The sequence below is a fragment of the Streptomyces parvus genome, from assembly GCF_032121415.1.
GTDB lineage: Bacteria > Actinomycetota > Actinomycetes > Streptomycetales > Streptomycetaceae > Streptomyces > Streptomyces globisporus_A.
Window position 1 is genome coordinate 1,635,198 of record NZ_CP135079.1, and the last position, 24,951, is coordinate 1,660,148.

The 24,951-nt window shown below is 72.1% G+C and carries 26 protein-coding genes and 1 pseudogene; 15 read left to right on the forward strand and 12 right to left on the reverse strand.

Features of this window, described 5'->3' with window-relative positions; genetic code table 11:
• Positions 1-122: 122 nt before the first annotated feature.
• Positions 123-323, forward strand: a complete 201-nt coding sequence (locus RNL97_RS08480; RefSeq protein WP_030583694.1) for an SCO2195 family GlnR-regulated protein — start codon at positions 123-125, stop codon at positions 321-323.
• An 86-nt stretch (positions 324-409) separates the two neighbouring features.
• Positions 410-1,117 (forward strand): DUF4191 domain-containing protein, encoded by a 708-nt coding sequence (locus tag RNL97_RS08485; protein ID WP_006123960.1) that lies wholly within the window; start codon positions 410-412, stop codon positions 1,115-1,117.
• A 125-nt stretch (positions 1,118-1,242) separates the two neighbouring features.
• Here RNL97_RS08485 and RNL97_RS08490 read toward each other — a convergent pair whose 3' ends face one another.
• Positions 1,243-1,650 carry an RDD family protein gene (locus tag RNL97_RS08490; protein ID WP_030583696.1) on the reverse strand — a complete coding sequence of 136 codons (408 nt, stop codon included), beginning with the start codon at positions 1,648-1,650 and terminating at the stop codon, positions 1,243-1,245.
• Positions 1,651-1,947: 297 nt separating this feature from the next.
• Between RNL97_RS08490 and glnA the strand changes: the two genes are divergently transcribed.
• Positions 1,948-3,357: a type I glutamate--ammonia ligase gene (gene glnA, locus RNL97_RS08495; RefSeq protein WP_030583698.1), complete on the forward strand. Its 1,410-nt coding sequence runs from the start codon at positions 1,948-1,950 to the stop codon at positions 3,355-3,357.
• Between the two features lie 159 nt (positions 3,358-3,516).
• On the opposite strand, the gene RNL97_RS08500 is transcribed toward glnA, so the two are convergent.
• The 4 genes from RNL97_RS08500 to RNL97_RS08515 form a co-directional block, all read right to left on the reverse strand.
• On the reverse strand, positions 3,517-3,909 hold the full coding sequence (locus RNL97_RS08500; protein WP_030583701.1) for a cupin domain-containing protein: 393 nt from the start codon (positions 3,907-3,909) through the stop codon (positions 3,517-3,519).
• A 172-nt stretch (positions 3,910-4,081) separates the two neighbouring features.
• The gene (locus RNL97_RS08505) at positions 4,082-4,648 is read right to left on the reverse strand and encodes a GNAT family N-acetyltransferase (RefSeq protein WP_243313836.1); all 567 of its coding nucleotides are present in this window, start codon (positions 4,646-4,648) and stop codon (positions 4,082-4,084) included.
• 55 nt (positions 4,649-4,703) lie between these two features.
• Positions 4,704-5,237: a chloramphenicol phosphotransferase CPT gene (cpt, locus tag RNL97_RS08510; RefSeq protein ID WP_243313838.1), complete on the reverse strand. Its 534-nt coding sequence runs from the start codon at positions 5,235-5,237 to the stop codon at positions 4,704-4,706.
• A complete protein-coding gene (locus RNL97_RS08515) occupies positions 5,222-5,593 on the reverse strand; it encodes an HGxxPAAW family protein (protein ID WP_030583709.1) in 372 nt (123 codons plus the stop codon). Before RNL97_RS08515 ends, cpt begins: the two co-directional genes overlap by 16 nt.
• Positions 5,594-5,680: 87 nt before the next feature.
• Here RNL97_RS08515 and RNL97_RS08520 point away from each other — a divergent pair, with 87 nt between their 5' ends.
• Positions 5,681-6,193: a MarR family winged helix-turn-helix transcriptional regulator gene (locus tag RNL97_RS08520; RefSeq protein WP_030583712.1), complete on the forward strand. Its 513-nt coding sequence runs from the start codon at positions 5,681-5,683 to the stop codon at positions 6,191-6,193.
• Positions 6,194-6,237: 44 nt separating this feature from the next.
• Here RNL97_RS08520 and RNL97_RS08525 read toward each other — a convergent pair.
• Positions 6,238-6,495: pseudogene (locus RNL97_RS08525) on the reverse strand (M55 family metallopeptidase); the annotation flags it as partial.
• An 86-nt stretch (positions 6,496-6,581) separates the two neighbouring features.
• Complete coding sequence (locus RNL97_RS08530) at positions 6,582-6,887, reverse strand: hypothetical protein (RefSeq protein ID WP_006123979.1); 306 nt, start codon at positions 6,885-6,887, stop codon at positions 6,582-6,584.
• A 119-nt stretch (positions 6,888-7,006) separates the two neighbouring features.
• Here RNL97_RS08530 and RNL97_RS08535 point away from each other — a divergent pair, with 119 nt between their 5' ends.
• Entirely contained in the window at positions 7,007-7,372 is a 366-nt protein-coding gene (locus RNL97_RS08535; RefSeq protein ID WP_030583718.1) for an arsenate reductase family protein, read from the forward strand.
• 36 nt (positions 7,373-7,408) lie between these two features.
• On the opposite strand, the gene RNL97_RS08540 is transcribed toward RNL97_RS08535, so the two are convergent.
• The gene (locus RNL97_RS08540; protein WP_030583720.1) at positions 7,409-7,927 is read right to left on the reverse strand and encodes a carboxymuconolactone decarboxylase family protein; all 519 of its coding nucleotides are present in this window, start codon (positions 7,925-7,927) and stop codon (positions 7,409-7,411) included.
• Positions 7,928-7,974: 47 nt separating this feature from the next.
• On the opposite strand from RNL97_RS08540, the gene pdxR reads away from it, so the two are divergent.
• Positions 7,975-9,510, forward strand: a complete 1,536-nt coding sequence (gene pdxR / locus RNL97_RS08545; protein ID WP_243313840.1) for a MocR-like pyridoxine biosynthesis transcription factor PdxR — start codon at positions 7,975-7,977, stop codon at positions 9,508-9,510.
• Here the strand turns inward: pdxR and RNL97_RS08550 are convergent.
• A complete protein-coding gene (locus RNL97_RS08550; protein ID WP_030583726.1) occupies positions 9,464-10,378 on the reverse strand; it encodes a Gfo/Idh/MocA family protein in 915 nt (304 codons plus the stop codon). The two genes, pdxR and RNL97_RS08550, sit on opposite strands and share 47 nt — an antisense overlap.
• Positions 10,379-10,592: 214 nt before the next feature.
• Between RNL97_RS08550 and RNL97_RS08555 the strand changes: the two genes are divergently transcribed.
• From RNL97_RS08555 to RNL97_RS08570, 4 genes are all read left to right on the forward strand, one after another.
• Entirely contained in the window at positions 10,593-12,077 is a 1,485-nt protein-coding gene (locus RNL97_RS08555; RefSeq protein WP_243313841.1) for a hypothetical protein, read from the forward strand.
• A 64-nt stretch (positions 12,078-12,141) separates the two neighbouring features.
• On the forward strand, positions 12,142-13,278 hold the full coding sequence (locus RNL97_RS08560) for an ARPP-2 domain-containing protein (protein WP_243313843.1): 1,137 nt from the start codon (positions 12,142-12,144) through the stop codon (positions 13,276-13,278).
• A gap of 143 nt (positions 13,279-13,421) precedes the next feature.
• Entirely contained in the window at positions 13,422-14,456 is a 1,035-nt protein-coding gene (gene glnII, locus RNL97_RS08565; RefSeq protein ID WP_030583732.1) for a glutamine synthetase, read from the forward strand.
• Between the two features lie 381 nt (positions 14,457-14,837).
• The gene (locus tag RNL97_RS08570) at positions 14,838-15,473 is read left to right on the forward strand and encodes a winged helix-turn-helix domain-containing protein (RefSeq protein WP_243313846.1); all 636 of its coding nucleotides are present in this window, start codon (positions 14,838-14,840) and stop codon (positions 15,471-15,473) included.
• Positions 15,474-15,582: 109 nt separating this feature from the next.
• On the opposite strand, the gene RNL97_RS08575 is transcribed toward RNL97_RS08570, so the two are convergent.
• On the reverse strand, positions 15,583-17,700 hold the full coding sequence (locus RNL97_RS08575; protein ID WP_030583737.1) for an MMPL family transporter: 2,118 nt from the start codon (positions 17,698-17,700) through the stop codon (positions 15,583-15,585).
• A gap of 245 nt (positions 17,701-17,945) precedes the next feature.
• Here RNL97_RS08575 and RNL97_RS08580 point away from each other — a divergent pair, with 245 nt between their 5' ends.
• The 3 genes from RNL97_RS08580 (at position 17,946) to RNL97_RS08590 (ending at position 21,545) form a co-directional block, all read left to right on the forward strand.
• Positions 17,946-19,214: a sensor histidine kinase gene (locus tag RNL97_RS08580; protein WP_243313848.1), complete on the forward strand. Its 1,269-nt coding sequence runs from the start codon at positions 17,946-17,948 to the stop codon at positions 19,212-19,214.
• Complete coding sequence (locus tag RNL97_RS08585) at positions 19,199-19,846, forward strand: LuxR C-terminal-related transcriptional regulator (RefSeq protein ID WP_030583743.1); 648 nt, start codon at positions 19,199-19,201, stop codon at positions 19,844-19,846. Before RNL97_RS08580 ends, RNL97_RS08585 begins: the two co-directional genes overlap by 16 nt.
• Before the next feature lie 151 nt (positions 19,847-19,997).
• A complete protein-coding gene (locus RNL97_RS08590) occupies positions 19,998-21,545 on the forward strand; it encodes a DUF1996 domain-containing protein (RefSeq protein ID WP_030583746.1) in 1,548 nt (515 codons plus the stop codon).
• 33 nt (positions 21,546-21,578) lie between these two features.
• Here the strand turns inward: RNL97_RS08590 and RNL97_RS08595 are convergent, their stop codons facing one another.
• Together RNL97_RS08595 and RNL97_RS08600 are read right to left on the reverse strand one after the other, a co-directional pair.
• On the reverse strand, positions 21,579-22,067 hold the full coding sequence (locus tag RNL97_RS08595) for a hypothetical protein (RefSeq protein ID WP_030583749.1): 489 nt from the start codon (positions 22,065-22,067) through the stop codon (positions 21,579-21,581).
• A 27-nt stretch (positions 22,068-22,094) separates the two neighbouring features.
• On the reverse strand, positions 22,095-22,847 hold the full coding sequence (locus RNL97_RS08600) for a class I SAM-dependent methyltransferase (RefSeq protein WP_030583752.1): 753 nt from the start codon (positions 22,845-22,847) through the stop codon (positions 22,095-22,097).
• A gap of 91 nt (positions 22,848-22,938) precedes the next feature.
• On the opposite strand from RNL97_RS08600, the gene RNL97_RS08605 reads away from it, so the two are divergent.
• Together RNL97_RS08605 and RNL97_RS08610 are read left to right on the forward strand one after the other, a co-directional pair.
• Complete coding sequence (locus RNL97_RS08605) at positions 22,939-23,844, forward strand: metal-dependent hydrolase (protein ID WP_030583754.1); 906 nt, start codon at positions 22,939-22,941, stop codon at positions 23,842-23,844.
• 2 nt (positions 23,845-23,846) lie between these two features.
• Entirely contained in the window at positions 23,847-24,935 is a 1,089-nt protein-coding gene (locus tag RNL97_RS08610) for a PDR/VanB family oxidoreductase (RefSeq protein WP_313750535.1), read from the forward strand.
• Positions 24,936-24,951 lie beyond the last annotated feature (16 nt).

Below are 24,951 nucleotides of genomic sequence, written 5' to 3' on the forward strand. Positions count from 1 at the left end.
TGGTAACACCAAGCAGTGACCCTAGGTACACGCGCGGCAGCGGCTCCAGCAGCCGCCGCCGTCACCGCTTCCCGCACTCATCCGCGCCACCGGGCGCATCCATTCCGAGGGGGAACACCACGATGCAGGCCGCACCGGTCCGCGCCCACGCCCTTCCGTCCGTCACCACCGCCCTGCGCGCCGTCGAGTCGCTGCTGCTGAGCAGCGGCCAGCGCACCGCCCGCCGCAACGCCTGGACGGCCGTCCTGGAGGACCGCCGCCGTGCCAAGGACCGGGTGGAGGCCCAGTACGTGCTGGACGCCGTGGCCGACCACCGTTCCTAGGCCGCTCCGGCGCCACGGGTCGCTCGCGCATTCCCGGGACGCTCCCACGTTCCTGGGGCGCTTCCTCGCCACGTAAACTTCAGTACATGGCGAGGAAGGCAAAAACTGAAGGCGCGGACAGCGCCGAGAACGCGGGGCGACTCAAGCAGATCGCCCTGACCTACAAGATGACCAGGCGGACCGACAGCAAGATCGGTCTTGTCGTCGCAGGTGTCGGAATCGTCACGTTCGGTGTCCTCCTCGGCATCGGCTTCGCGATCGGCCACCCGGTCTATCTGGGCATCCTGGGCTTCGTCCTGGCCGTCCTCGCGATGGCGATCGTCTTCGGCCGACGCGCCGAGCGGGCGGCCTTCGGTCAGATGGAGGGCCAGCCCGGAGCGGCGGCCGCCGTCCTGGACCGGATCGGGCGCGGCTGGACGACCACCCCCGCGGTGGCGATGAACCGCAGCCAGGACGTCGTCCACCGGGCGGTCGGCAAGGCGGGCATCGTCCTGGTCGCCGAGGGCAACCCGAACCGGGTGAAGGGCCTGCTGGCGGCCGAGAAGAAGAAGATGGCCCGCATCGTGGTGGACGTGCCGGTGCACGACATCATCGTCGGCAACGGCGAGGGCCAGGTGCCCCTGAAGAAGGTCCGCACCAAGATGCTGAAGCTCCCCCGCGTCCTGACCGGCCCGCAGGTGACCACCACCAACGACCGGCTGCGCGCGATGGGTGACCTGATGAGCAACATGCCGCTGCCGAAGGGCCCGATGCCGAAGGGCATGCGGATGCCGCGCGGCGGAAAGATGCGCTGACCGCGACCTACGGAAACGGGGCGGCCCCAGGACCTTCACCGGTCCGGGACCGCCCCGTTTCGCATGGTGCACGTCGCATGGTGCGCGTCGCATGAGTGCACGTCGCATGGGTGCGCGGGAGGAGGTCACATCCGAATCTGAACGGAGCGCGACAGCCGGTCGTGCAGACCGCGCCCGTCGCGGTCCCAGACGAGCGCGGGGATGACGAGCAGGAGCAGCACGGTCCGCACGGCCACGCGCACGAACCCGAGCCGCCCGCCGTCGTCGGCGACGACGCGCACACCCAGCAGCCGCTTCCCGGGCGTGCAGCCGACGGTGCCGACGGTCAGCAGGCTCATCACGAGGAAGATCCCGAGCGCCCAGTTCCCCGCCGCCTGCTGGTCACCGCGAGCGAACAGCCCGTATGCGATCAGCATGCAGAGCGTCCAGTCGATGAAGATCGCCCCGAAGCGCCGGCCGAGCGGCGCGATCGAGCCGGGCCCCTCCTCGGGCAGCCCGAGACCCTTGCCCCGGTAGCCGAAGTCGGCGCCCATCTCCTCGGCGGCCGCGCGGGGCCCCGAGAGCCACGATCCGATTGCTTGCCTGTTGTCCACCCGTCCACGGTACTGCGCCCGGGTTTGGGCCCGGCCGGGCGGGGCACGGAAACAGCCGCACGGAGACCGCCGCTGAGATGCCGCCCACCACCGCCCCGGTTAACTTGGGCGAAACAAATGGGTCACGCTTGGGAAATCGAGCCTGCCTATGGTCGGGTCCAGCGTGCGCCACCGCACTGGCCGCACCACGAGCTACACAACCCCCGCCCCTCCCGGGTCGGGAGGAGGAGGAGTTGGATGTTCCAGAACGCCGACGAAGTGCAGAAGTACGTAGCGGACAACGACGTCAAGTTCATCGATGTCCGGTTCTGCGACCTGCCCGGGGTGATGCAGCACTTCACGATCCCGGCAGCGACCTTCGACCCGGCCGAGGAACTGGCCTTCGACGGTTCGTCGATCCGCGGCTTCCAGGCCATCCACGAGTCGGACATGGCGCTGCGGGCGGACCTGTCGACGGCTCGGGTGGACCCCTTCCGCCGCGACAAGACGATCAACATCAACTTCTTCATCCACGACCCCATCACGGGCGAGCAGTACAGCCGTGACCCGCGCAACATCGCCAAGAAGGCCGAGGCCTACCTCGCCTCGACCGGCATCGCGGACACCGCGTACTTCGGCCCGGAGGCCGAGTTCTACGTCTTCGACAACGTCCGCTTCCAGACGTCGGCGAACGAGAGCTTCTACCACATCGACTCCGAGGCCGGCGCCTGGAACACCGGTGCGCTGGAGAACAACCGCGGTTACAAGGTCCGCTACAAGGGCGGCTACTTCCCGGCCCCGCCGGTGGACCACTTCGCCGACCTGCGGGCCGAGATCTCCCTGGAGCTGGACAAGAACGGCCTCCAGGTCGAGCGCCAGCACCACGAGGTCGGCACGGCCGGCCAGGCGGAGATCAACTACAAGTTCAACACGCTGCTCGCCGCGGCCGACGACCTGATGCTCTTCAAGTACATCGTGAAGAACGTCGCCTGGCGCAACGGCAAGACCGCGACCTTCATGCCGAAGCCGATCTTCGGCGACAACGGCTCGGGCATGCACGTGCACCAGTCGCTGTGGCAGGGCGGCACGCCGCTCTTCTACGACGAGCAGGGTTACGCCGGCCTCTCGGACACCGCCCGCTACTACATCGGCGGCATCCTGAAGCACGCCCCGTCGCTGCTGGCCTTCACCAACCCGACGGTGAACTCCTACCACCGCCTGGTCCCCGGCTTCGAGGCCCCGGTCAACATGGTGTACTCGCAGCGCAACCGCTCCGCCGCGATGCGCATCCCGATCACCGGCTCGAACCCGAAGGCCAAGCGCGTCGAGTTCCGCGCCCCGGACCCGTCCTCCAACCCGTACCTCGCGTTCTCCGCGCTGCTGATGGCGGGCCTGGACGGCGTGAAGAACAAGATCGAGCCGGCCGAGCCGATCGACAAGGACCTCTACGAGCTGGCTCCCGAGGAGCACGCCAACGTCCAGCAGGTCCCGACCTCCCTCCCGGCCGTGCTCGACGCCCTGGAGGCGGACAACGAGTACCTCCAGGCGGGCGGCGTCTTCACGGCGGACCTGATCGAGACCTGGATCGACTACAAGCGCACGAACGAGATCGCCCCGATCCAGCTGCGGCCGCACCCGCACGAGTTCGAGCTGTACTTCGACATCTAGGACCGCCGCAGGTCAGAGGGGTTCTCCTCTCGCCTGGGCCGTCTGTGGGCCGTGGGCCGTATCCCTCCGGGGGTACGGCCCACGGCCTTTTCCAGCGAGGCAGGCCCGCCGAGGAGTTCGGCGCCCGGGCCGTGGCCGGCGTACGGGGAGACGGCGGGGTCACTGGGAACCAGGCACCGTTCTGTCGCAGGGCACGACCGCATAGCCCGGCACGGACGGCCATCGAACCGTCAGAACCACCGACTCCTCCTCCGCGAACCATGAGTGATCGACTCCGCGCCCCCACACGACGTAGTCACCCTGCTTCTCCAGCAGGACGTCACGGCCCGGCAGTTCGACGCGGAAGCGGCCACTGATGAGAACCAGAAGAGCCGTGCGTTCCTCGCCCCTCACCCACTGCGATCGCCTGTCGGCACGGGGGTGGACGCCCCACTTGATCTCCACGGCTTCGCTGTGGCGCGGGTCGTCGGCGTCCTTGAAGTGCCCGAGGAGCCATCCTCGGTCCAGTGCCGCGTCCTTGCCCGCGTTGCCCACGTACACGCTGTCGTTCACGCGGGGGAACGCTAGCAGCGCCGGCCGGTGCCGGAACACCGCGTGGTGGATGGAGCGGGGCGGGCGCCCGAGCCCGACAGCGCCCAGCGCGCGGGGCGGGCGCCGGAGCCGGTCTCGGCGGTGCGGCCGCTACTGCCGGTGCGGCGCCTCGGGGGAACGGGGTCGCCCGGTCTCAGCGGAGCAAGGGCCGTGCCCTCCCCGCCCAGTACTCGTCCGCCGTGATGCCCAGCAGGACCACGTCGTGGTACGCGCCCGCGAAGTACTCGTGCTGGCGCAGGCGGCCCTCCTCCACGAAGCCGAGTCCGCGGTAGAGGGCCAGGGAGGCGTCGTTGAAGGCGTAGACCTCCACCTCGCACTTGTGGCAGCGCTGTTCGGCGAACATGTAGGTGAGGATCAGTTCGGTGGCCTCGGCGGCGTAGCCCTGGCGGCGGTGTTCCCGGGTGACCTCGATGCCTGTACGGAAGCGGCCCGCCCGGGCGTCCGTCTCGCCCACCGACACCGCGCCGACGAAGGCGTGCTCGAAGCGGGTCTCGATGACCAGTTGGTACGAGGCCGGGTTCGGGGTGCGGCCGGCGCGCTCGGTGGCCCAGGCGCGGAAGCTCTCGTCCGAGCGCGGGGGTTCGACCACGTCGGCGTTGCGGGCGTCCACGGTGTGCAGGGCCAGGGCCCGGAAACCCTCCCAGTCCTGCGGTTCGATGCCCCGCAGGCGTACTCTCTCGCCGGTCCACAGGTCGGTCATCTCGCTCCAGTCAGGTATGAGGGGGTAGGGGCAGGCAGGTCGATCGGTCGGTCGGTCAGGCTACGTGGGGCGTGATCGTCCTCGCGCAGGCCAGGGACTCCCTGTGTGTCGTGTCCACCTCCAGGTCGTACGACACCCCGTCGTGCACCTTCACCGCCTGTGCCGCGGCCATGCCTCTCGGGCGGTCCCCCCGGGCGATCTCGCGGGCCTCGGCGACCGCACCCTCGCAGCGGACCCCCACCCACAGGACGTTCAGGCCCGTCAGCGCCTTCCGCCACGGTTCCTGGGAGGCCGGGCCGCCCAGGAACACGTCGTCGACGATGACCTTCGCGCCCGCCCGGGCCATCGCGGCGACGCCCTCGCGCCAGGCCGCCTCCAGTCTCCGGAACTCCTCGCCGACGGCCACGCCGCCGTCGTCGGCGAACGCGATGCCCGCGTCCGACGTGCGCAGGGACGCGGGCAGGGAGTCCACGAAGGTGTCGATCGCGGCAGCGAGCCACGGAGTCGGCAGCTCCGCCTGGAGGCAGCGGACGATGCCGGACTTGCCGGAACTGGACCCGCCGTTCAGCACGATCACTTGGGTGGCCACCCGGACACGGTAGAGGCAACCCGTGCGGTGTTCGACGTATTTTCGGACCGCTGCACGCCACGTCCGGCCAGTCGGCAGCCCAGACAGCCCGGGTGACCCTGCCGGGCGGTGCGGTCCCGCACTTTCCACGGCCACTCGCTCTCGGGACGGGGGCCGCTCGGCTTGCCCCAGCCCGCCAGGTGGAGGAGCCAGGCCAGCACGCCCGCACCGAGAGTGATGCCGATGCCCACGAGCGCCAGGAGTGCGGAGACCGCGGTCACGGCGACGCCCGTGAGCGTCAGGCCGATGACCGCGACCGCTGTTCCCGCCCAACCGGCGGCCGTGTGGCCCAGATCGACGTGGCCGTGTGCACTCATGACTCTCCCCGGGAAGCGGACAGTAGGCTGATCGAGAGAGCGTTTATCTCACGAACTAAGTTACTTAGATGCTAAGGGAATTTCTGCGTGGACGGCAAGTCACGGCCGGACGCCGCCCCGGAACGGCCGAGCGCCACCCCGGAGCAGGCGCATGCCCGGATGGACCGGCTCATGGCGCTGGGCATCGTCGCCCAGCACGACATCGCGGGTCGGCTCGGGCTCAACATCACCGATCTGACCTGTCTGGGGTTCGTCCTGGAGGCCGAGGGAGCGGGGACGGCCGCGACCGCCGGTGAACTGGCCCGGCGCGCCAACCTCACCACCGGTGCGATCACGGGCGTCATCACCCGGCTGGAGCGCGCCGGGTACGTACGCCGGGAGAGCGATCCGGCCGACCGCCGACGGGTGAGAGTGGTCGCCGACGAGACCGCCGCCGCCCGGCTCTTCGCGGTGTACGGCCCCAACTACCAGCGGTTCGCCGCCCTGTTCGCCGCGTACGGGCCGGACGAGATCGCCGTGCTCGCCGACTGGTTCGAGCGGGCCACCGAGATCATGAGCACCTCGTTGGACGAGGTGCGCGGCGGCACCCGGCCCGCCTAGGCGGGCCTGATCGTGGCGAGCTGCGCGAGCAGCAGGATCAGGCGCTACGCCGTCGCGCAGTCGGGGGACGTGAAGGCGACCGTCCGGGCGCCCGGCGTGCGCGCGACGCCCGGTAGGAGGGTCGCCAGGTCGATGGTGTGCGGGCTCGCGAGGCCGACCTCCACGTCCAGGGGCCCGCCGAGGGCCGGGGGCGGGATCTCCGCGCGGCGGCTCACCGCGTCCGCCGCCGCCCTGCGCAGCCTCTCCCGGGCCTCCTCCGGGTGCAGGGTCACGGCGGCCGCCACGCCCAGGGCCTCCTTGACGGGCCATGGTCCCTCCTGGCGGAGCCCGGCAGCCGGGTGCCCCCGGACACGTCGCTCGACGGTCCGGGGGCAGTGGTCGGTTCCGGTCAGCGGCCGTAGCGGATCAGGGCGCGGACCATGCGGCAGGTGGTGTCGGACGGCGGGTGGATGCCCATGCGCTCGGCGGTGATCCGTATCCGGTGGTTGCCGGCGCTGGAGGGCTGGTAGACCCCGCTGTCGAGCAGGGCGATGGCCAGGCGCATGGCCTTGAGGCGGCGGTTGTGGGAGACGTACCACTCGCGGGGGCGGCCCGCGGGCAGCCGCTTCTTCGCGGGCGGCGCGGGAAGCGGCGGGTGGAAGGGCATCGGGAGCTGTCGGTCGAGCGGCTCGGTCGTGGCTGTGGCGACGGCCATCGGCATCCTCCTGGCAGCGTGGTGGAACCCTCACGAACTCCCTCCATTCTACTGCCCCCCACTGACAATCGCCCCTGGCCAGAGGCCATTTCGGCAGTCCCTCACGTACCCTTGGCCCCATGGAGATCTGGATCAATCCCGCCTGTTCCAAGTGCCGCGGCGCGGTGACCCTGCTGGACGCCGAAGGGGCCGATTACACCGTCCGCCGCTACCTGGAGGACGTGCCGTCGCCCGAGGAGATCCGCGCCGTGCTGGGCCGGCTCGGTCTGGAGCCGTGGGACATCACGCGGACGCAGGAGGCGGTGGCCAAGGAGCTGGGCCTCAAGGACTGGCCGCGGGACGCCGGTTCGCGGGAGCGGTGGATCGCCGCCCTCTCCGAGCACCCGAAGCTGATCCAGCGGCCGATCATCACGGCCGAGGACGGCACGGCCGTGGTGGCGCGGAGCGAGGAGGCGGTGCGGGACGCGCTGGGGCGTGGCGCCTGAGGCTGTGGACCGCCGGGGGACGGACGCCGGGCAGCCTCAGCGTTCGTCCGTGCCCGCTCGCTTGGCCGTGGACAGGGCGATGCGGTTCCAGGTGTTGATCGTGAAGATCAGGGCCAGCAGGTGGGCCAGCTCCTCCTCGGTGAAGTGGGCCGCCGCGCGGTCGTAGACCTCGTCCGGCACACCCGCGTCGCCGATCCGGGTGACCGCGTCCGTCAGGGCCAGGGCGGACCGCTCCCGGTCCGTGAAGAAGTGGTCCGCCTCCCGCCACACCGCGACCATGTGCAGGCGTTCCTCGCTCTCGCCCGCCTTGCGCGCGTCCGTGGTGTGCATGTGCAGGCAGTAGGCGCAGCGGTTCAGGTGCGAGGCGCGGATCTGGACCAGTTCGACCAGGGCCGGGTCCAGTCCCTCGCGGGCCGCCGCGTCCAGGCCGATCACGGCCCGGAACGCCTTCGGGGCCGCCTTCGCGAAGTTCAGCCGGGGCGTGGCCGTGTTGGGCCGGACGGTGGTGGCCGGAGTGGTCGTGCGGTCGTTCGTCTTGATCTCCGTCGTCGTCATGGGTACGAATCTAGGGCGACAAGCGACTGGGCGTGGGGTGCACTTCTGTGAGGGATTCATGGGTCAATTCCGCGGAGGTCCTGGGCAGCGATCTGCCCCTGGAACTCTCCGGCACCGGTAACCGCCGGGCCCTGCTGATGGACGCGCTGCGCGAGGCCGTGCGCAGCGGGCGGCTCGCACCGGGCACCCGGCTGCCGCCCTACCGTTCCCTCGCCGCCGACCTGGGCCTGGCCCGCAACACCGTCGCCGACGCCTACGCGGAGCTGGTCGCGGAAGGGTGGCTGGCCGCTCGCCAGGGCTCGGGGACCCGGGTCGCCGAGCGGGCCGCCCCGGTGACCCCGGTGCTCCGGCCGCGCACCCCCGAGCGCGCCGCACGCCCGGTCCACGACCTGGTCCAGGGGCAGCCGGACCCCTCGGCCTTCCCGCGCACCGCCTGGCTGGCCTCGGCCCGGCGGGCGCTGGCCGCCGCCCCCGACGACGCGTTCGGGCCCGGCGATCCGCACGGGCGGCCCGAGCTGCGGCGGGCCCTGGCCGGCTATCTCGCCCGGGTGCGCGGGGTGCGGGCCGCGCCGGATCGCATCGTGCTCTGTTCGGGCGCCGCGCACGGGCTGCGGCTGCTCGCGGAGGTGGTCGGCGGCCCTTGGGCGGCGGAGGAGTACGGGCTGCCCTTCCACCGCGAGCTGCTCGCCTCCCACGGGGTCGGCACCCGGCCGCTCGGCGTGGACGCGGACGGCGCCCGGGTCGACGGGCTCAGCCGCCGCGACCGGGCCGTACTCCTCACACCCGCCCACCAGTTCCCCACCGGTGGGCCGCTGCACCCCGCGCGGCGGGCGGCCGTCGTCGACTGGGCCCGGGCCACCGGCGGGCTCGTCGTCGAGGACGACTACGACGGGGAGTTCCGCTACGACCGGCAGCCCGTGAGGGCCGTCCAGGGGCTCGATCCCGAGCATGTGGTGTTGGTGGGGTCGGTGAGCAAGAGCCTCTCCCCCGCTCTGCGGATCGGGTGGCTGGTGCTGCCCCAGCGGCTCGTCGCCCCCGTCGTCGCGGCCAAGGGCGAGCGGGAGCAGTTCTCCAGCGCCACCGAGCAGCTCACCCTCGCGGACTTCGTCGAGTCGGGCGCGTACGACCGGCAGGTACGCCGGATGCGGCAGCGCCACCGCCGCCGCCGGGACCAGTTGGTGGCCGCGCTGCACGCGCGGGCCCCGCACGTCCGGGTCACCGGGATCGCGGCCGGGTTGCATGCCGTGGTGGAGCTGCCGCCCGGCACCGAGCGTTCGGTGGTCCGGGCGGCGGCCTGGCAGGGGCTCGCGGTGGAGGGGCTGGGCGACTACCTGCACCCGGGCGCGGAGCACTCGCGCCGTACCGGTGGCGTCGGTGCCGGGCATGCCACCGGTGCCGTACGTGCCACCGGTGCCGGACGTTCCGCCGGTGACACCCTCGCCCCCCGCCGCGACGGGCTCGTCGTCGGGTACGCCACCCCCGCCGAATCCGCCTACCCCGAGGCGCTCGACGCCCTGTGCCGCTCCCTGCCCCCGGTCAGCCCGCCTGCGCCTGTGCCTCCGCAGCCGCCAGCAGCTCCGTGAGGTGGAGGCCGAAGCGCGCGTCGCAGGCGTGCGGCACCCCCGTGCGGACCGCTTCGGTCAGGGCGTCCACCGCGCCCCGGAACGCGGTCTCCGCGCCGCCCCAGCCCGGGATCGACGCCGTCCCCCGCTCGCCCCGCAGCTCGATCTCGACGCCCGCCGCGCCGGGCGGGGCGCTCAGTCCGAGGGTCACCGTGCTGGACGCGCCGGAGGCGTGGCGCAGGATCAGGTGCGTGGTGTCGGCCGGTCCCGCGGCGGCCGTCAGGTGCTCGACGTCGCCCAGGACGGGGATCAGCACGGACAGCGCGTGCGGGCCGACGTCCCACAGGCCGCCCTTCTCGCGCCGCCACGGGGAGTCCGCGTACTCGCTGCGCGAACCGGTGGCGTAGAGCGAGCCCAGCCACTGGGCGCGCGCCGTGAACCAGCCGTCCAACGCGGCCTGTTCGGCGATCCAGGCGGAGGTCTCGGGCGCGAAGCGCAGTGTGCAGAAGACGACCGAGGCCACCGACGCCTTCTCCGCCGCCTCGGCCACCGCGCGGGCCCCGGCGACCGTCGTGGCGACCGGCTTGTCCATCAGCAGGTGGCAGCCCGCCCCCGCCGCCCTGACCGCGAGCGGGGCCTGGACGTCCGGCGGCAGCGCGAAGGCCACCGCGTCGCTCCCTTCGAGGAGCGCGTCGATGCCCTCCTCGCCGGTGTACGCCCGGGTCCCGTGGGCGGCGGCGAGCGCGTCCGCCGCCTCGGCCCTGCGGCCCCACACACCGCTCAGCTCGACGCCGGGGTGGGCGGCGAGCGCGGGAGCCTGGGTGTTACGGGCCCAGGGGCCGGCGCCGAGGAGGCCGATGCGCAGAGGAGGAGTGGCTGCAGTCGTCATGCGTGCCAGTGTGCCGGGCGCGGTGGCCGCCCGGACAGGGGGCCCGGACAGCGCCGGCCTCGAATGCGGTGGCGCGAAGCCGCCCCGCCCCGTTACGTTTCCCGAGCCGGCCGCGGGACTCCGGTGCGACTTCCGAGACCTGCCTGTGAAGCAATGATTTCGTCGTTCGCGCCCCCATTCCCCGGCCGGCACTCCAGCCACCCGGGGGACGACCATGAACACGCCCGACAGCCGCGCCCACAGCCCCGCCGACCTCGTCGCCGCCGAGGACGTCCTCCTCTTCGTGAACGCGGCGATCACCGCGACCGGACAGCGCGAATTCCGCTCCCGCGCCGTCGACCAGCAGCTCTCCCTGGACTTCCTGCACACCTACGTACGGGTCAACTACCGCCGGGTGTACGCGGCTTCGCTGGCGCTGGACATCAACCACCACAACGCGGCGCTCATCGTGCGCCGGCTGCTGGAGACCGCGGGCGAGGCGTCCCCCGAGGAGCGGCGTACCGAGGGCCGGCTGATCGCGGCCCGGCTGGCGGCGCTGCCGCCGCAGCGCGTCTACCGGCTCTTCGGCGAGCTGCGCCGGGCCAAGGTCAACAACCGGCGCACCCGGGCGATCATGCGGGACTGGCTGGCGGCCCGCCCCGATCTGGGCCATGACGCGGTGAAGTACCGGGCCGGGCTGAAGACCGCCGCCCGGCACATCCATCTGCCCTGCCCCGAGGGGGGCGGCCCGCTCGCCGAGGTCGGGGCGTTCCTCTTCCGGCCGGGCCGGCTGCGCCGGTACGAGCACGGCACGCTGGACGCCTGGCGGCGCGCCCACTACGAGCAGGGGGCCCTGGCCGAGCTGCCGTTCACCGTGGCGGAGGGGTTCGCCGCCCAGCACGGGATGAAGCGCGAGGTGTTCCTGAAGCGGGCCGCGCCCCGGATGACCCGGCTGGAGCGGCTGCGCACCCGGGAGCAGCGGGTGATGGGCGAGCGGCGGCCGGACGCCGATCTGACCGTGATGCCGCTGACCCGGCTCGCGCTGTACGTGCTGTCGCTCGGCTTCGAGCAGCGCGCCGAGCGCCGGGCCGAGCTGACCGGTGCCCTGCGCGCGGCGGCCCGCCGGGCGGCGGGCGCGCACGCGGGGAGCTGGGGGCGGGTGCACGCGGTGCTGGACGACAGCTTCTCCTCGTCCGGTTCGGGGCAGAAGCGGCGTCGGCCGCTCGCCGTGGCCCTGGCCTGCCACCACCTGCTGGAGGTGCTCGCGGCGCCGGGGGCGTACCGGGGGTCGTGGACCTCGGGGGCGCGGGATGCGCTGCTCGTCCGTCCCTGGGGGCCGACCCCGCTGGGGATGCGGATCCTGGACGCGCTGGAGCCGGGGGCCGACGGGGCGGCTCCGGACCGGCTGGTGATCGTCTCGGACGGCTGGGACAACGCCCCGTCGGGTCTGGCGGGCGAGGTGCTGCGGGTGTGGCGGCGTCGGCTGGATCCGGCGCGGCGGACAGCGGTGGTGCACGTCAACCCCGTATACGACGCGGAGGGTTTCGACGTGCGGCGGCTGGCGGCGGAGGCGGCGACGGCCGGGATCCGGGACGCGGAGGATCTGCCCGCCCTGGTGGAGATCGCCCGGTTCGCGGAGGGGCGCTCGGGACCTGCGGAGCTGTACGCGTATCTGGACCGGCAAGTGGCCCGGTTCAGCGGAGCGGGAGCGGCCTCGTGAAGCGGCTGGAGTCGGCACCGGCGACCGCCCGCACCGCGCGGGCGGCGGGAGAGGACGTGGCACCGTGAACCGGCTGGAGCTGACCGGACTCACCGCCGGCCCCGCACAGGTGTGGGGCGGTGTCCGGCTCGTCCCGCTGGTCCGCCGGGCGCCGGTGGAGGGGCTGCGGCTGCATCGCGAGGTCTACGAGGGCCTCGGCGCGGGGATCGTCGAGCTCGGGCCCCGGGAGCGCTATCTCTCGTACATTCCGCACGGGCTGGTCGCCGACTGGTCGGGTGAGGAGGACGGCCGGGGGGCGGGCCGGCAGTCGGCCGCGTACGGCACCCAGTTCGGTGGCGGCGACGTGCCCCGGACCGTTCCCCTGCCGCCGGTGCCGCACCACCGGATGGCCAAGCGGCGCCCCGGCGACCGGCTGCGGTTCCTGCCACTGCACCTGGCGCTGGAGGGGTATCTCGCGCTGCACTTCGGCGGGCCGTCGACCGCCTGGGAGGAGTGGTCGCGCACGGCGCTGCGTGACGGGCTCACGCCGCGCGCGGAGGACGCCTACCTCGGGCGGTCGGTGCGCGGGCTCGCGGACGCGCTGCGGATCTTCGAGATCCATCCGGGCCAGTGCGGGGTGATGGTGTACGTCTCCGACGCGCTCGCGGCCGCGTTCGTCGTCGCGCACCCGGACGACTACCGCGTGCTGCACGCCTCGCTGGTGGAGGACCTCTACGGGGAGCTGGTGCACCAGTACGCGCTGTACGGGGCTCCGGTGGCCGCGCCCGTGGTGCGGATCGGGGGCGCGGAGCACATCCGGGACCTCGGAGCGCTGCGGTCCGCCGCACGGGCGCAGGAGCGGGCGTGGGCCGAGGCGCACGACACCCTGTTCGCGCGGGAGCTGCTGGACACCTCGTACGCGTTCGAGCGGGTGTACCGCATGAAGTCCTTCACCCTGTGGCGCTTTCTGCCGCCGTTCGTCCGGGACGGGGGCGGGCAGCACATCGGGGAGACGATCACCGACCACAAGGGGCAGGTCGCCTACCTCAAGACGTTCCGGCTCTCCGACGCCCAGATCCGCCGGGGCCATCTGCTGCGGACCGTGGCCGGGGCCGACTGGGAGCTGGACCGGGCGGCCGCCGCGCTGGGGTCGAGCCGCGAGGAGCTGGTGCGACGGATGCGGGCGGCGGGGTTCTCGGCTCTGCTCAGGAGCAGCCTCTGAAAGCAGTCTCCGAGGCCGCCTTCGCCCGGGAAGGACCGCGGGAAACCTCGGTAACACGGGGTTCACACACGGGCAACGGACGGGAAATCGCGTCTTGCCAAGCTGCGCTGCATAGACCGCTGCACCCGCAAAGGATGGCGTCCGTGACGTTCAAGGCTGAGTACATCTGGATAGACGGCACCGAGCCGACCGCCAAGCTTCGCTCCAAGACGAAGATCATGGACGGCGCGCCGTCGGGGGACGTGGCGGACCTTCCCATCTGGGGGTTCGACGGCTCCAGCACCAACCAGGCCGAGGGCCACGCGTCCGACCGGGTGCTGAAGCCCGTCTTCACCTGTCCGGACCCGATCCGCGGCGGCGGGGACGTCCTCGTCCTGTGCGAGGTCTTCAACATCGACATGACGCCGCACGAGTCCAACACGCGGGCGGCGTTGCGTCCGGTCGCCGAGCAGTTCGCGGGCCAGGCCCCGATCTTCGGCATCGAGCAGGAGTACACCTTCTTCGACGGCCACCGGCCGCTCGGCTTCCCCGAGGGCGGCTTCCCGGCCGCGCAGGGCGGCTACTACTGCGGGGTCGGGGCGGACGAGATCTTCGGCCGCGAGATCGTCGAGAAGCACCTCGACAACTGCCTGGCGGCGGGGCTCGGGATCTCCGGCATCAACGCCGAGGTCATGCCCGGCCAGTGGGAGTTCCAGGTGGGCCCGCTCTCCCCGCTGGAGGTCTCCGACCAGCTGTGGGTGGCCCGTTGGCTGCTCTACCGCACCGCGGAGGACTTCAACGTCTCCGCGACGCTGGACCCGAAGCCGGTCAAGGGCGACTGGAACGGTGCGGGCGCGCACACCAACTTCTCCACCAAGGCGATGCGCGAGGGCTACGACGCGATCATCACCGCGTGCGAGTCGCTGGGTGAGGGCTCCAAGCCGATGGACCACGTGAAGAACTACGGCGCGGGCATCGACGACCGGCTCACCGGTCTGCACGAGACCGCGCCGTGGAACGAGTACAGCTACGGCGTCTCCAACCGCGGCGCCTCGGTCCGTATCCCGTGGCAGGTCGAGCAGGACCGCAAGGGGTACATCGAGGACCGCCGTCCGAACGCCAACGTCGACCCGTACGTCGTCACGCGGCTGATCGTCGACACCTGCTGCACCGCGCTGGAGAAGGCCGACCAGGTCTGACCCCGACGCCGCGTACGTGTCGTGTACGCGTTCCACCCGTAGGAGGGGCCCGCCGGAGCACCGGCGGGCCCCTCCTGCGTGGGCGCGGCAGGCGTCGCGTGAGGAACGCAACGCGACGGGCCGTATCGAGGGGCGAGAGGAGTCTGATGCACCGCCGCAATGTCTGCTTCAATGGAGCACATGGCCAGCTTCCAGTACATCGCGTCGGGTCGCAGCGACCTCGAACCGTTCTGGCCCTCCCGTCAGCACCATGATTTCGACCGGGTGTGTTGCCGCGCGTGGAACGCGCAGGCCCACTAAAGCCGCTCACCCCGGCCTTCGGTCCGCGCGTACGACGTAAGTCCGTCCCTGACGACTCCTCGCGCGAAAGAGCTGACCCTCATGGCGAACACCCGTACCTTCTCCGCCGCGTCCGCCGCCACCGCGGCGTCCCCGGCGCCCGCTGCGGCCCATCCCACCGCCCGCTCCGTCCCCGCCCACCCGAACCGGCACCGGCTGCGCGCGGTGGACCGCGACGAGGTCGCGGCCCCGGCCGACGTGGCGGGCTTCCTCCCGCCCGGGGCCACCTGGCTGCCGGCCCCGCCGCACACCCTGCCCTCGCTGCCCGGCCAGCCGCCGATGATCGGTTACCTGGTGCTCGTGCCGGCCGATCAGCAATCCGCGGTCGCGGGGGCCGCCGCCGGCGTCCCGCTCCGGCCGGCCCCGGACGCGGGCGCCCTTGCCGAGGGGGGGTCGGCCGGTCCGGTCCGGATCGACGCCACCCGGCGTACGGCTTCGGTCGACGGCGTCGCCCTCGACCTCACGTACCTGGAGTTCGAGCTGCTGGCCCATCTCGTGGCGCACCCGCACCGGGTGCACACCCGCGACCAGTTGGTGACGACGGTGTGGGGCTACGGGCATGTGGGCGACGGGCGCACCGTCGATGTCCATGTCGCCCGGCTGCGCCGCAAGTTGGGTGCGGAGTACCGCCGTTCCATCCAGACGGTCCGCCGGGTCGGGTACAAGTACACGCCCTGACCGGCCGGTTCGGCACATCGCGGCACAGCACAACGCACACCCGGCAGCCCCGGAGCACGGTCCTCGTCGACCGTGGTCCGGGGCTGCCCCGGGTGTGCGGGCCCTGTGCTCAGACGCGTGCGGTGTCGCGCGCCGGCTCGGCGGGCTCCTCGTGCTCCAGGCTCGGGAGCCGGGAAAGCCCGCGCGGGGTGCGCCAGTTGCGCTCGCCCAGCAGCAGCATCACGGAGGGCAGCAGCACCATCCGTACGACGGTGGCGTCCAGCAGCACCGCGACGGCGAGGCCGACGCCCATCTGCTGCATGTCCTGCATGGCCAGCGTCCCGAACACCGCGAACACCGCGACCATGATGGCCGCCGCTCCGGTGACCGCCCCGGCCGTGCGGCGGATACCGGTCTCGATCGCCGACCGGTTGTCCAGGCCGCCGCCGCGTGCCTCGCGGATCCGGGAGACGACGAAGACGTGGTAGTCCATGGAGAGGCCGAACAGGACGACGAGGACGAACATCGGCATCCACGCCTCGATCGCACCGACGGCCTCCGAACCGATGAGCGAGGCGCCCCAGCCGTGCTGGAAGACGGCGGTCATCACCCCGTAGGAGGCGCCCACCGAGAGCAGGTTGAGGACGATGGACGTCACGGCGATGACGTAACTGCGGAAGCAGAACAGCATCAGCAGGAAGGTGACCGCCGTGATGAAGGCGAAGACCGGGACGATGCCGCGGCGGAGCTGGTCGTTGAAGTCGACCGACGCGGCGGTCTCCCCCGTGACGTGGGTCTTCGCCGCGGTGCCGTCGAACGCGGCGGGCAGGGTCCGCTCGCGCAGTTCGGTGAGGTCGGCGGGGCCGCCGGGGAGGGGGATCTCGATCTCGGCGACGTTCCGGTCGCGGTGGACGGTGACGTCCTCGAAGCCGCCCAGGGCCTTGCCGACCTCCGGGGCGGTGATGTCGGGCGCGGTGACCACGACGAGGGCGGGGGCGGGGCCGCCGGGGAAGCTCTCGGTGATGCGGCTGTGGGCGATCGAGAGCTGGGAGTCGGAGCCGAACTGCTTCTCCAGGCCCAGGGATTCGGTCTTCATGCCGAGGGCGGGCGCGGCGAGGGCGAGCAGCAGGACGACGGCGGCGACGGCGAAGGTGCGGGGCCGGGCGAGGACGGGGTCGATCAGCCTGCCGGTGATGCGTCCGCTGCCCGAGTGGCCGTGCTCGGCGCGGCGGTTCAGCAGGGGGATGCGGCCCGCGTCGACGCGGTCGCCGAGCCAGGAGAGCAGGGCGGGCAGGACGGTGACCGAGCCGAGCATGGCGATGAAGACGACGATGATCGTGGCGAGCGCGAAGCCCTTGAACAGCAGGAGCCCGGAGAGGAACATGCCGCCCATCGCGACCATCACGGTGAGGCCGGAGACGAGGACCGCCCGGCCGCTGGTGGCCGCCGCGATACGCAGGGCGGTCTCGGCGTCCCGTCCGGCGGCGCGTTCGTCGCGTTCGCGGCGCAGGTAGAACAGGCAGTAGTCGACGCCGACGGCGAAGCCCATCAGGAACATCACCGAGTACGTGGTCTGGAACAGGTGGAGCTGGTGGCTGGCGATCGAGAGCAGGCCGAAGGCCGCCATGCAGGCGGTGAGCGCGAGCCCGACCGGGAGCAGGGCGGCGACGATCGCGCCGAAGGCGACGACGAGGATGCCGAGGGCCAGCGGTACGGCGGTGAACTCGGCCTTCTTGAAGTCCTCGGCCAGCAGGTCGCCGAGCCACTTGCCCGCGCTGGCCTCGCCGAACTGGTGGATCTCGACGTCCGGGTGGTCATCGCCCACGGCGGCGACCGCGTCCAGGACGGGCTGGATCCGGTCGGGCGAGGTGGCGGCGTCGCCGCGCATCTCGAAGGTGATCAGACCATCCTTGCCGTCCTTCGAGGCGACGGGCGGGGCGAGGTTCTGCGTCTCGCCGGTCTCCCGTACGGCGGTGGCGAGGGCGTCGGCGGCCGGCTTCCAGCCGCCCGCGGCGGGGGCGGAGACCATGACGAGTTCGCCCGCGGGCTTGTCGAGGCCGGCGTCGAGGAGGATCTGCTCGGCACGGGCGGACTCCCCGGCGCCGCTCGCAGCGTTGGTCATCTCGACCATGCCGGTGGCTCCGCCGATGCCCGTGGCGAGCACGACGAAGAGCAGCCAGCCGAGTACGGCGGTCTTGCGGTGGTGTGTGCTCCACACGCCGATGCGTGCGGCGAGGTTGCGCCTCATGTGGTCTCTCCCCCGGAGGTAAGCGTCAGGTAAGTGGATCGGGACGCTTCGAATCTAGGAATCGGGGGCGGTCCGCCCCAGCCGTCGAAGCCCCCGGTCACGGAGGCGTAGGGGGCGGACGCGGGGGTGGTGCCAGGTACACCCCCGTCGGGTGGCGGACCGGCTGACGCGGCGGGGCCGGCCCGGGTGAGACTGGCATCCGGATCGGGGATCGGCCCGGCTTCGGCGAGGGGAGAGGTATCGCGATGAAGGTGTTCTCGGGGCGGCTGGCGCCGTCGGCAAGGGCGGCGGGGCGGGGGTTGTTCCTGTCCGTGGTCGGCCTGGCGGTGTCCATCACCCTGTTCGTGCTCGCGGTGCTCTCGATCTCCTTCATCCTGCTGGGCGTCGGCGTGTTCACCACCCCGGTGGTGCTGGAGGCGGTCCGCAAGCACGCCAATCAGCGGAGACTGTGGGCGATGACCTGGTCGGACGTGCGCATACCGGTCCCGTACCGGCCGTTCCCGAAGGACCTGCGGCCGGGCGTCACCGGTCAGGTGGAGCGCACGACGCTGATGCTGAAGGATCCGGCGACCTGGCGCGATCTGCTGTGGCTGCTGGTGGACATGACCGCCGGCACGGTGTTGGCGGTCCTGGCGGCGGCCCTGATGATCTACCCCGTGGAGGGTCTCGTCCTGGCGGCGGGGCTGTGGCGGGTGTTCCAGGACGATCCGTACTGGTACGGGTTCGTGCCGGTGGACAGCCAGGCGACGGGCATCGCGGCCCTGGCGCTGGGGGTCGTGCTCTTCCACCTGGGGATGCGGGCCTCCGAACCGTTGCTGCGGTCGCACTTCCTGCTGGCCCGTACGGTGCTGGCGCCGACCCGGGACGAGCAGCTGGCGCAGCGTGTCGAGCGGCTGACCGAGACCCGGCACGAGGCCGTGGACACCGCTGCCGCCGAACTGCGCCGCATCGAGCGGGACCTGCACGACGGGGCACAGGCCCGGCTGGTCGCGATGGGCATGAACCTGGGCACGGTCGAGGCGCTGATCGAGAAGGACCCGGCCCAGGCGAAGAAGCTGCTGGCGATGGCCCGGGAGTCGTCGGCGGAGGCGCTCACCGAGCTTCGCGACCTGGTCCGGGGCATCCACCCGCCGGTGCTGGCGGAGCGGGGGCTCGGGGACGCGGTCCGGGCGCTGGCGCTGCGGCTGCCGGTCGCCTCCGAGGTGACGGTGGAGCTGCCGGGGCGTGCGGAGGCCCCGGTGGAGTCGGCGGCGTACTTCGCGGTCAGCGAGGCCCTGACGAATACGGTGAAGCACGCGGAGGCGGAGCGGGTGTACGTGGACCTGCACCATGCGGAGGGGATGCTCCGGATCTCCGTGACGGACGACGGCCGGGGCGGTGCGACGGTCGGACGGGGCTCGGGACTGAGCGGAATCGAACGGCGGCTGGGTACATTCGACGGCGTCCTGGCCGTCAGCAGCCCCGCGGGCGGTCCCACCATGGTGACCATGGAGATCCCTTGCGAGTTGTCCTAGCCGAAGATCTCTTCCTGTTGCGCGACGGCCTGGTGCGCATGCTGGAGGCCTATGACTTCGAGATCGCCGCGGCTGTGGAGACCGGGCCCGAACTGACCAAGGCACTGGCCGAGTTGGAGCCGGACGTCGCTGTCGTCGACGTCCGGCTCCCGCCGTCGCACACGGACGAGGGGCTCCAGTGCGCCCTGGCCGCCCGCCGGGCCCGGCCGGGGCTTCCGGTGCTGGTGCTCTCGCAGCACGTGGAGCAGTTGTACGCACGGGAGTTGCTGGCGGACGGCAACGGCGGGGTCGGCTATCTGCTGAAGGACAGGGTCTTCGACGCGGACCAGTTCATCGACGCGGTACGGCGGGTGGCGACGGGCGGTACGGCGATGGACCCGCAGGTCATCTCCCAGCTCCTGTCGCGCCGTTCGCAGGACAAGCCGATCGGCGGACTCACCCCGCGTGAGCGGGAGGTGATGGAGCTGGTGGCGCAGGGCAGGTCGAACGCCGCCATCGCCTCGCAGCTGGTCATCACGGAGCGGGCGGTGGCCAAGCACACGTCGAACATCTTCGGGAAGCTGGACCTGCCTCCGTCGGACGACGACAACCGCCGGGTGCTGGCGGTGCTGGCGTACCTGGACCGCGGCTGAGCGCCGGCACGCGCGGCCGGGGACCCGGGGGGGGCGGCTCCGCCGGACGAGCGAGAGGCCGCGTTCGCGCGTTGGTCGAACGTGCGGTGAACGGGCCGGGCTCCCCGTCCGTATGGGACGTCACGCTTCTCCCTCGAAGCAGAGGAGTCCCATGCGACGCACATCGCGCAAGAAACGTTCCACGCTGGCCAACCGGGCCATCGCCGCCTCCGCAGCCCTGATCCTGGGGGGAGGCGGGTTGGTCGCGGTCAATGTCTACGCCTCCGCGGGAGAAGGACCGTCCGGTTCTTCTCCGCCCACCCGGACCCAGAACGCGGGCCGTCAGCTGTCCACCATCGACTGCCCCGAAGCAGTCAACGGACTGCCCGAGGTGCCGGACGAGGCACGCGGGGAGGTCGACCGCGAACTCGCGGCGATGGATACCCAGATCACGGACGCCTACCAGCAGTTCGCGGACCGGAAGGAGCAGATAGCCCGGGATCCCGGGCTGGCGGAGAACGCCGTGCTCGGCCCGTTGCGCAGCAGGCGGACGGCGAGCCTCGACCGTATCGGCATCGCGATCGGGCGCGCGGGCGAGCGGCCGGCGGGGCTGGAGAGCCTCGCCGGGTGCAGCCTGCGCGCCGACGACAGCCGCGACGGGAACGGCGACGGCCGCGGTGACGGCAACGGAGGGCCCGGTGACGATGGCGGTGGTCAGGACGACGGCCAGGACCAGGGCCAGAACGCGGGCCAGGGGCAGGATCCCGGGCAGGACCCGGGCGGTCAGGATCCCGGGCAGGGGGAAGACCCCGGGCAGGACCAGGGCCAGGTCGGCAACGGGCCCGTGGCCGCCGATTTCGTCGATATCCAGTCCGTGCAGCCAGGCGCCGACCGGCCCCGCCAGCGCCGCGGCGCGTCCCGGGGCACCTTCACCACCGACTGCGGGCGTAATGAGAACGGGAAATTCAACCCGGACAACGTGATCGTCGCGCCCGGCGTGAGCAACGGCGCGCACCATATGCACGATTACATCGGCAACCAGGCCAACGACGCCTTCGCGAGCGACGACGATCTGGCGAACGGTGCGACGACCTGCCGCAACCAGGGCGACCGCTCCACCTACTACTGGCCGGTCCTGCGCCTGCAGAACGGGCAGGACGAGGACGACGCGGACGCGGACGGCGGCGGCCGTGACCAGAACGTCGGGGAGATCCAGACCCCGTCCCAGGTGACGCTGAAGTTCGTCGGCTCGCCCGTCGGGAGGGTCACCGCGATGCCGCGCTTCCTGCGGATCATCACCGGGGACGCGAAGGCGTTCACCAACGGCGACGCCAATGCCAACGCCTCGTGGAGCTGCACCGGATTCGAGGACCGCCAGTTGACGGACAAGTATCCGATCTGCCCCGAGGGCAGTCAGGTGGTGCGGACGTTCGCCTTCCAGAACTGCTGGGACGGGCAGAACACCGACAGCGCCAACCACCGCACCCATGTGGCGTTCGCACAGGACGACGGGCGGTGCCCGAAAGGGTTCCGGGCGGTGCCGCAGCTGGTGCAGCGCATCGTCTACGACGTTCCGCCGGGGCCCGGCTTCGCCGTGGACTCGTTCCCCGAGCAGTTGCACAAGCCGATCACCGATCACGGTGACTTCATCAACGTCTTCGACGACCGGCTGATGAACAAGATGGTGCGGTGCATCAACGACGGCCGCCGCTGCCGCTGACGCGGCGCGTGCGGCCCCCGTGAACCTGCGCGGTCAGCCCGGGCGGTGACCGGAGTGCCCGTCCTCGCTCCCCCCTCCGCCACTGTCCCCCGAGTGGTGAGGCGAGGCGGTCTCCACTGTCCCCCCGAGCCGGCCGCGCAGCGCCGCGACGACTTCCGCTTCACCGACGGCCACCCACCGCCGTCCGACGAGGTACGAGCCGCCGTAGTCGTCGGCCTCGTTGATCCACTCCCGCTGCCCGCGGTCGGTGGCGAAGGTGGTGAGGACGTAACGCCCCTCATCTGTCCTGCAGTTGGCCTGCCGGAGCTCGGCCGCGTCGGTCTGCACGTTCGGTTCGCAGCCGGCCTTCTCCGCCAGCTCCTCCAGCGTGCCCGTCGCGGCCGGCTTCGGCGTGGGCCGCTCCCGGCCGCCGTGGTCGTCGGCCGGTTGTGCGCTGCACCCGGCCAGGAGCAGAAATCCCGCCAGGACAAGGGCCGTTGCCCCGTCGTGCCGCGCGTCTCGCCATTCCGGTCGTGTCACCATCGGGCCATCCTGCACCCGGAAACGGGGTCACGGGTGGGCTACGGCAAGACTCACGAGATACGCCTCCTCGACGTGGCCGTCCGGGAACAGGGCGGTCAGCAGAGCCCGTTCCCGGTCGAAGAAGTCGCGGACCGCCACCGGATCGCCGATCAGGAAGTCGGAGTGGGTGGCCATGTTGGCGATATGGGCGTCGACCGGTACGCGGCGGCTCCAGGCCACCTGCCGGGTGCGGAATTCGAGCCCGTCGGGCAGTTCGGCCCGGAAGCGGGCCCGGCGGTTCGGGACGGCGGGGATCTCCACCCCGAAGAAGACCCGCATCCGGTTCTCCTGGTCCACCAGCCACTCCACGGCCGGGTCGCCGTCGTTCCACCACAGGGCGAGCGCGCCGCCCGGCCGCAGCACCCGGCGGGCCTCGGGGATCGAGCGGGCGGGGTCGGTCCAGTGCCATGCCTGGGCGTACGTGATCAGGTCCATCGAGCCGGTCCGCAGGGGCAGGCTGTTCCCGTCGCCCCGCACCACGGGCACGTCCGGCAGGCTCCGGCGGAACTGCTCGGCCATCCCGTCGCCCGGCTCCACCGCGGTGACCCGGGCTCCGCGCCGGTACAGCCGGGCGGTGCCGAGCCCCGTGCCCGCGCCGACATCCGCGACCCGGGCGCCGGCGAGCGGGATCCCGGCCAGCTCTTCCACGGCGTCGAACAGCGCGGACGGGTAGGAGGGACGGTGGGCGTCGTAGGCCGCGGCGATGGCGTCAAAGGAGCGTGCCTGCACAGGTTTCGTCATACCGGCGATCATCGCGCGTTGCTCACGGAGTCGTGGGGAAAGTCCCCGCACGCCTCTGGTCCCCCCGGATACCCGTCAGTACATTGACAGCATGTCTAACACGCAGCCAGCGGCGGTCGCGTCGGAGCGGACGCCCCTCAAGGCCCGCAAGGTGTCCTTCGCCTGGGAGGAGACCCCCCTGCACTGGGTGCCGGGCGACCCGTTCACCACGCACACCATCAACGTGCTGCATCTGCTGCTCCCGGCCGGGGAACGCTGGTTCATCCGCGTCTACCGGCAGATACTCCCGTACATCCACGACGAGCAGCTCCGCGAGGACGTCATCGGGTTCATCGGGCAGGAGGCCGTGCACTCGCAGGCGCACGACGATGTCCTGCCGCATCTGCGGGAGTTGGGCCTCGACCCGACCCCGTACACCGCGCAGGTCGACTGGTTCTTCGAGAAGCTGCTCGGCGACCGGACGCTGCCGCCGGGGCGGGCGTCGAAGTGGTGGCTGATGGAGCGGGTGGCGACGATCGCGGCGATCGAGCACTACACCGCGTTCCTCGGCGACTGGATCCTCAACGCCGAGGCCCTGGACCGCCGGGGCGCGGACCCGACCATGCTGGACCTGCTGCGCTGGCACGGGGCGGAGGAGGTGGAGCACCGGTCGGTGGCCTTCGACGTCTTCATGCATGTGGACGGCGGCTACCGGCGGCGTGTGCGCACCTGGGCGGCGGCGTTCTCCGCGCTGGTGTTCCTGTGGCAGCGCGGCACCCGGTTCTTCATGGAGAACGACCCCACGCTGCTGGACGGCAAGGCCTCCTTCAAGGCGTTCCACGCGAGCGGGAAGCAGGGCACGCTGCCGAGCACGGGCGCGATCCTGCGTTCGGTGCCCAGCTATCTCAGCCGGTCCTACCATCCCTCGCAGGAGGGCAGTACGGCCCAGGCGGTCGCGTATTTGACCCGCTCCCCCGCCGCCCTCGCCGCCGAATCGGCCACGGCGAAGGGGGCCTGACCATGGCGCTGCCCCGTCTCCGTGCCGTCGTGCTGGTCTCCGGCGCCGCTCTGCTCACCCGGCGCGCCCTGAAACGCCGGATCGCCCGGTCCCCGCTGTGGCCGCTGCCCGCCCTGCCCGATCCGATATCGGGGCACTCGAAGCGGCGCGCGACGGCGGTCCGCAGACTGCTGATCACCGGGCGGACCCAGGTCGCCGACGGAGTCGTCGAACTGCGCCTGGAGGGGAACGGCCTGCCGCCCTGGTCACCCGGCGCCCATCTGGATCTGGTGCTGCCGTCCGGTCTGGTGCGGCAGTACTCGCTGTGCGGCGACCCGGAGGACACCGGCGCCTATACCGTGGCGACCCGGCTGGTGGCGGACGGCCGGGGCGGTTCGCGGGAGGTGCACGAACAGCTCCGCGAGGGACTGGAGGTGGAGGTGCGGGGGCCGCGCAACCGCTTCCCGCTGACCGAGGCCCCGGCTTACGTCTTCGTCGTGGGCGGTATCGGCATCACCCCGGTCCTGCCCATGCTGCGGTCGCTGGCCGCGTCGGGGGCCGAGTGGCGGCTGCTGTACGGGGGCCGGTCGCGGGCCTCGATGCCGTTCCTGGCGGAGGTCGAGAAGCTGGACGCGGACGGGGACCGGGTCACCGTCGTGGCCCAGGACGAGGCGGGCCACCCTGACGTGGCGGGGGCGCTGGCGGACCTCGCCCCGGGGACGGCGGTCTACTGCTGCGGCCCCGAGCCGCTGATGGCCTCCGCCGCCGCCGCGCTCCCCGAGGGCTGCACCCTGCACCTGGAGCGGTTCTCGGCTGCGCCGGGCGGCACGGCGGGCTCCGGCGAAGGCTCCGAGGCGTTCGAGGTGGAGCTGCGGCGCAGCGGGCGTACGGTGCCGGTCGCGGCCGGGCAGTCGGTGCTGGCCGCCGTCCGCGCGGAGCTGCCCCATGTGGCGTACTCCTGCGAGCAGGCGTTCTGCGGGACCTGCCAACAGCGCGTACTGGAGGGCGAGATCGACCACCGGGACGAGCTGCTGACCTACGACGAGCGGGGCGACTCGATGCTGATCTGCGTCTCGCGGTGCCGGGGCGGGCGTCTCGTCCTGGACCTCTAGGGCGTGCCGTCACACC

What these genes read in the sequence shown, in the direction of transcription:
- RNL97_RS08555 (WP_243313841.1), top strand. Translation starts at nt 10,593, where the DNA reads ATGAACACGCCCGACAGCCGCGCCCACAGCCCCGCCGACCTCGTCGCC.
- RNL97_RS08570 (WP_243313846.1), top strand. Translation starts at nt 14,838, where the DNA reads ATGGCGAACACCCGTACCTTCTCCGCCGCGTCCGCCGCCACCGCGGCG.
- RNL97_RS08610 (WP_313750535.1), top strand. Translation starts at nt 23,847, where the DNA reads ATGGCGCTGCCCCGTCTCCGTGCCGTCGTGCTGGTCTCCGGCGCCGCT.
- RNL97_RS08535 (WP_030583718.1), top strand. Translation starts at nt 7,007, where the DNA reads ATGGAGATCTGGATCAATCCCGCCTGTTCCAAGTGCCGCGGCGCGGTG.
- RNL97_RS08540 (WP_030583720.1), bottom strand. Translation starts at nt 7,927, where the DNA reads ATGACGACGACGGAGATCAAGACGAACGACCGCACGACCACTCCGGCC.
- RNL97_RS08505 (WP_243313836.1), bottom strand. Translation starts at nt 4,648, where the DNA reads ATGACCGACCTGTGGACCGGCGAGAGAGTACGCCTGCGGGGCATCGAA.
- RNL97_RS08595 (WP_030583749.1), bottom strand. Translation starts at nt 22,067, where the DNA reads ATGGTGACACGACCGGAATGGCGAGACGCGCGGCACGACGGGGCAACG.
- RNL97_RS08605 (WP_030583754.1), top strand. Translation starts at nt 22,939, where the DNA reads ATGTCTAACACGCAGCCAGCGGCGGTCGCGTCGGAGCGGACGCCCCTC.
- RNL97_RS08590 (WP_030583746.1), top strand. Translation starts at nt 19,998, where the DNA reads ATGCGACGCACATCGCGCAAGAAACGTTCCACGCTGGCCAACCGGGCC.
- RNL97_RS08485 (WP_006123960.1), top strand. Translation starts at nt 410, where the DNA reads ATGGCGAGGAAGGCAAAAACTGAAGGCGCGGACAGCGCCGAGAACGCG.
- RNL97_RS08515 (WP_030583709.1), bottom strand. Translation starts at nt 5,593, where the DNA reads ATGAGTGCACACGGCCACGTCGATCTGGGCCACACGGCCGCCGGTTGG.
- RNL97_RS08580 (WP_243313848.1), top strand. Translation starts at nt 17,946, where the DNA reads ATGAAGGTGTTCTCGGGGCGGCTGGCGCCGTCGGCAAGGGCGGCGGGG.
- RNL97_RS08480 (WP_030583694.1), top strand. Translation starts at nt 123, where the DNA reads ATGCAGGCCGCACCGGTCCGCGCCCACGCCCTTCCGTCCGTCACCACC.
- RNL97_RS08600 (WP_030583752.1), bottom strand. Translation starts at nt 22,847, where the DNA reads ATGACGAAACCTGTGCAGGCACGCTCCTTTGACGCCATCGCCGCGGCC.
- RNL97_RS08530 (WP_006123979.1), bottom strand. Translation starts at nt 6,887, where the DNA reads ATGGCCGTCGCCACAGCCACGACCGAGCCGCTCGACCGACAGCTCCCG.
- RNL97_RS08575 (WP_030583737.1), bottom strand. Translation starts at nt 17,700, where the DNA reads ATGAGGCGCAACCTCGCCGCACGCATCGGCGTGTGGAGCACACACCAC.
- RNL97_RS08550 (WP_030583726.1), bottom strand. Translation starts at nt 10,378, where the DNA reads ATGACGACTGCAGCCACTCCTCCTCTGCGCATCGGCCTCCTCGGCGCC.
- glnA (WP_030583698.1), top strand. Translation starts at nt 1,948, where the DNA reads ATGTTCCAGAACGCCGACGAAGTGCAGAAGTACGTAGCGGACAACGAC.
- RNL97_RS08490 (WP_030583696.1), bottom strand. Translation starts at nt 1,650, where the DNA reads ATGGGCGCCGACTTCGGCTACCGGGGCAAGGGTCTCGGGCTGCCCGAG.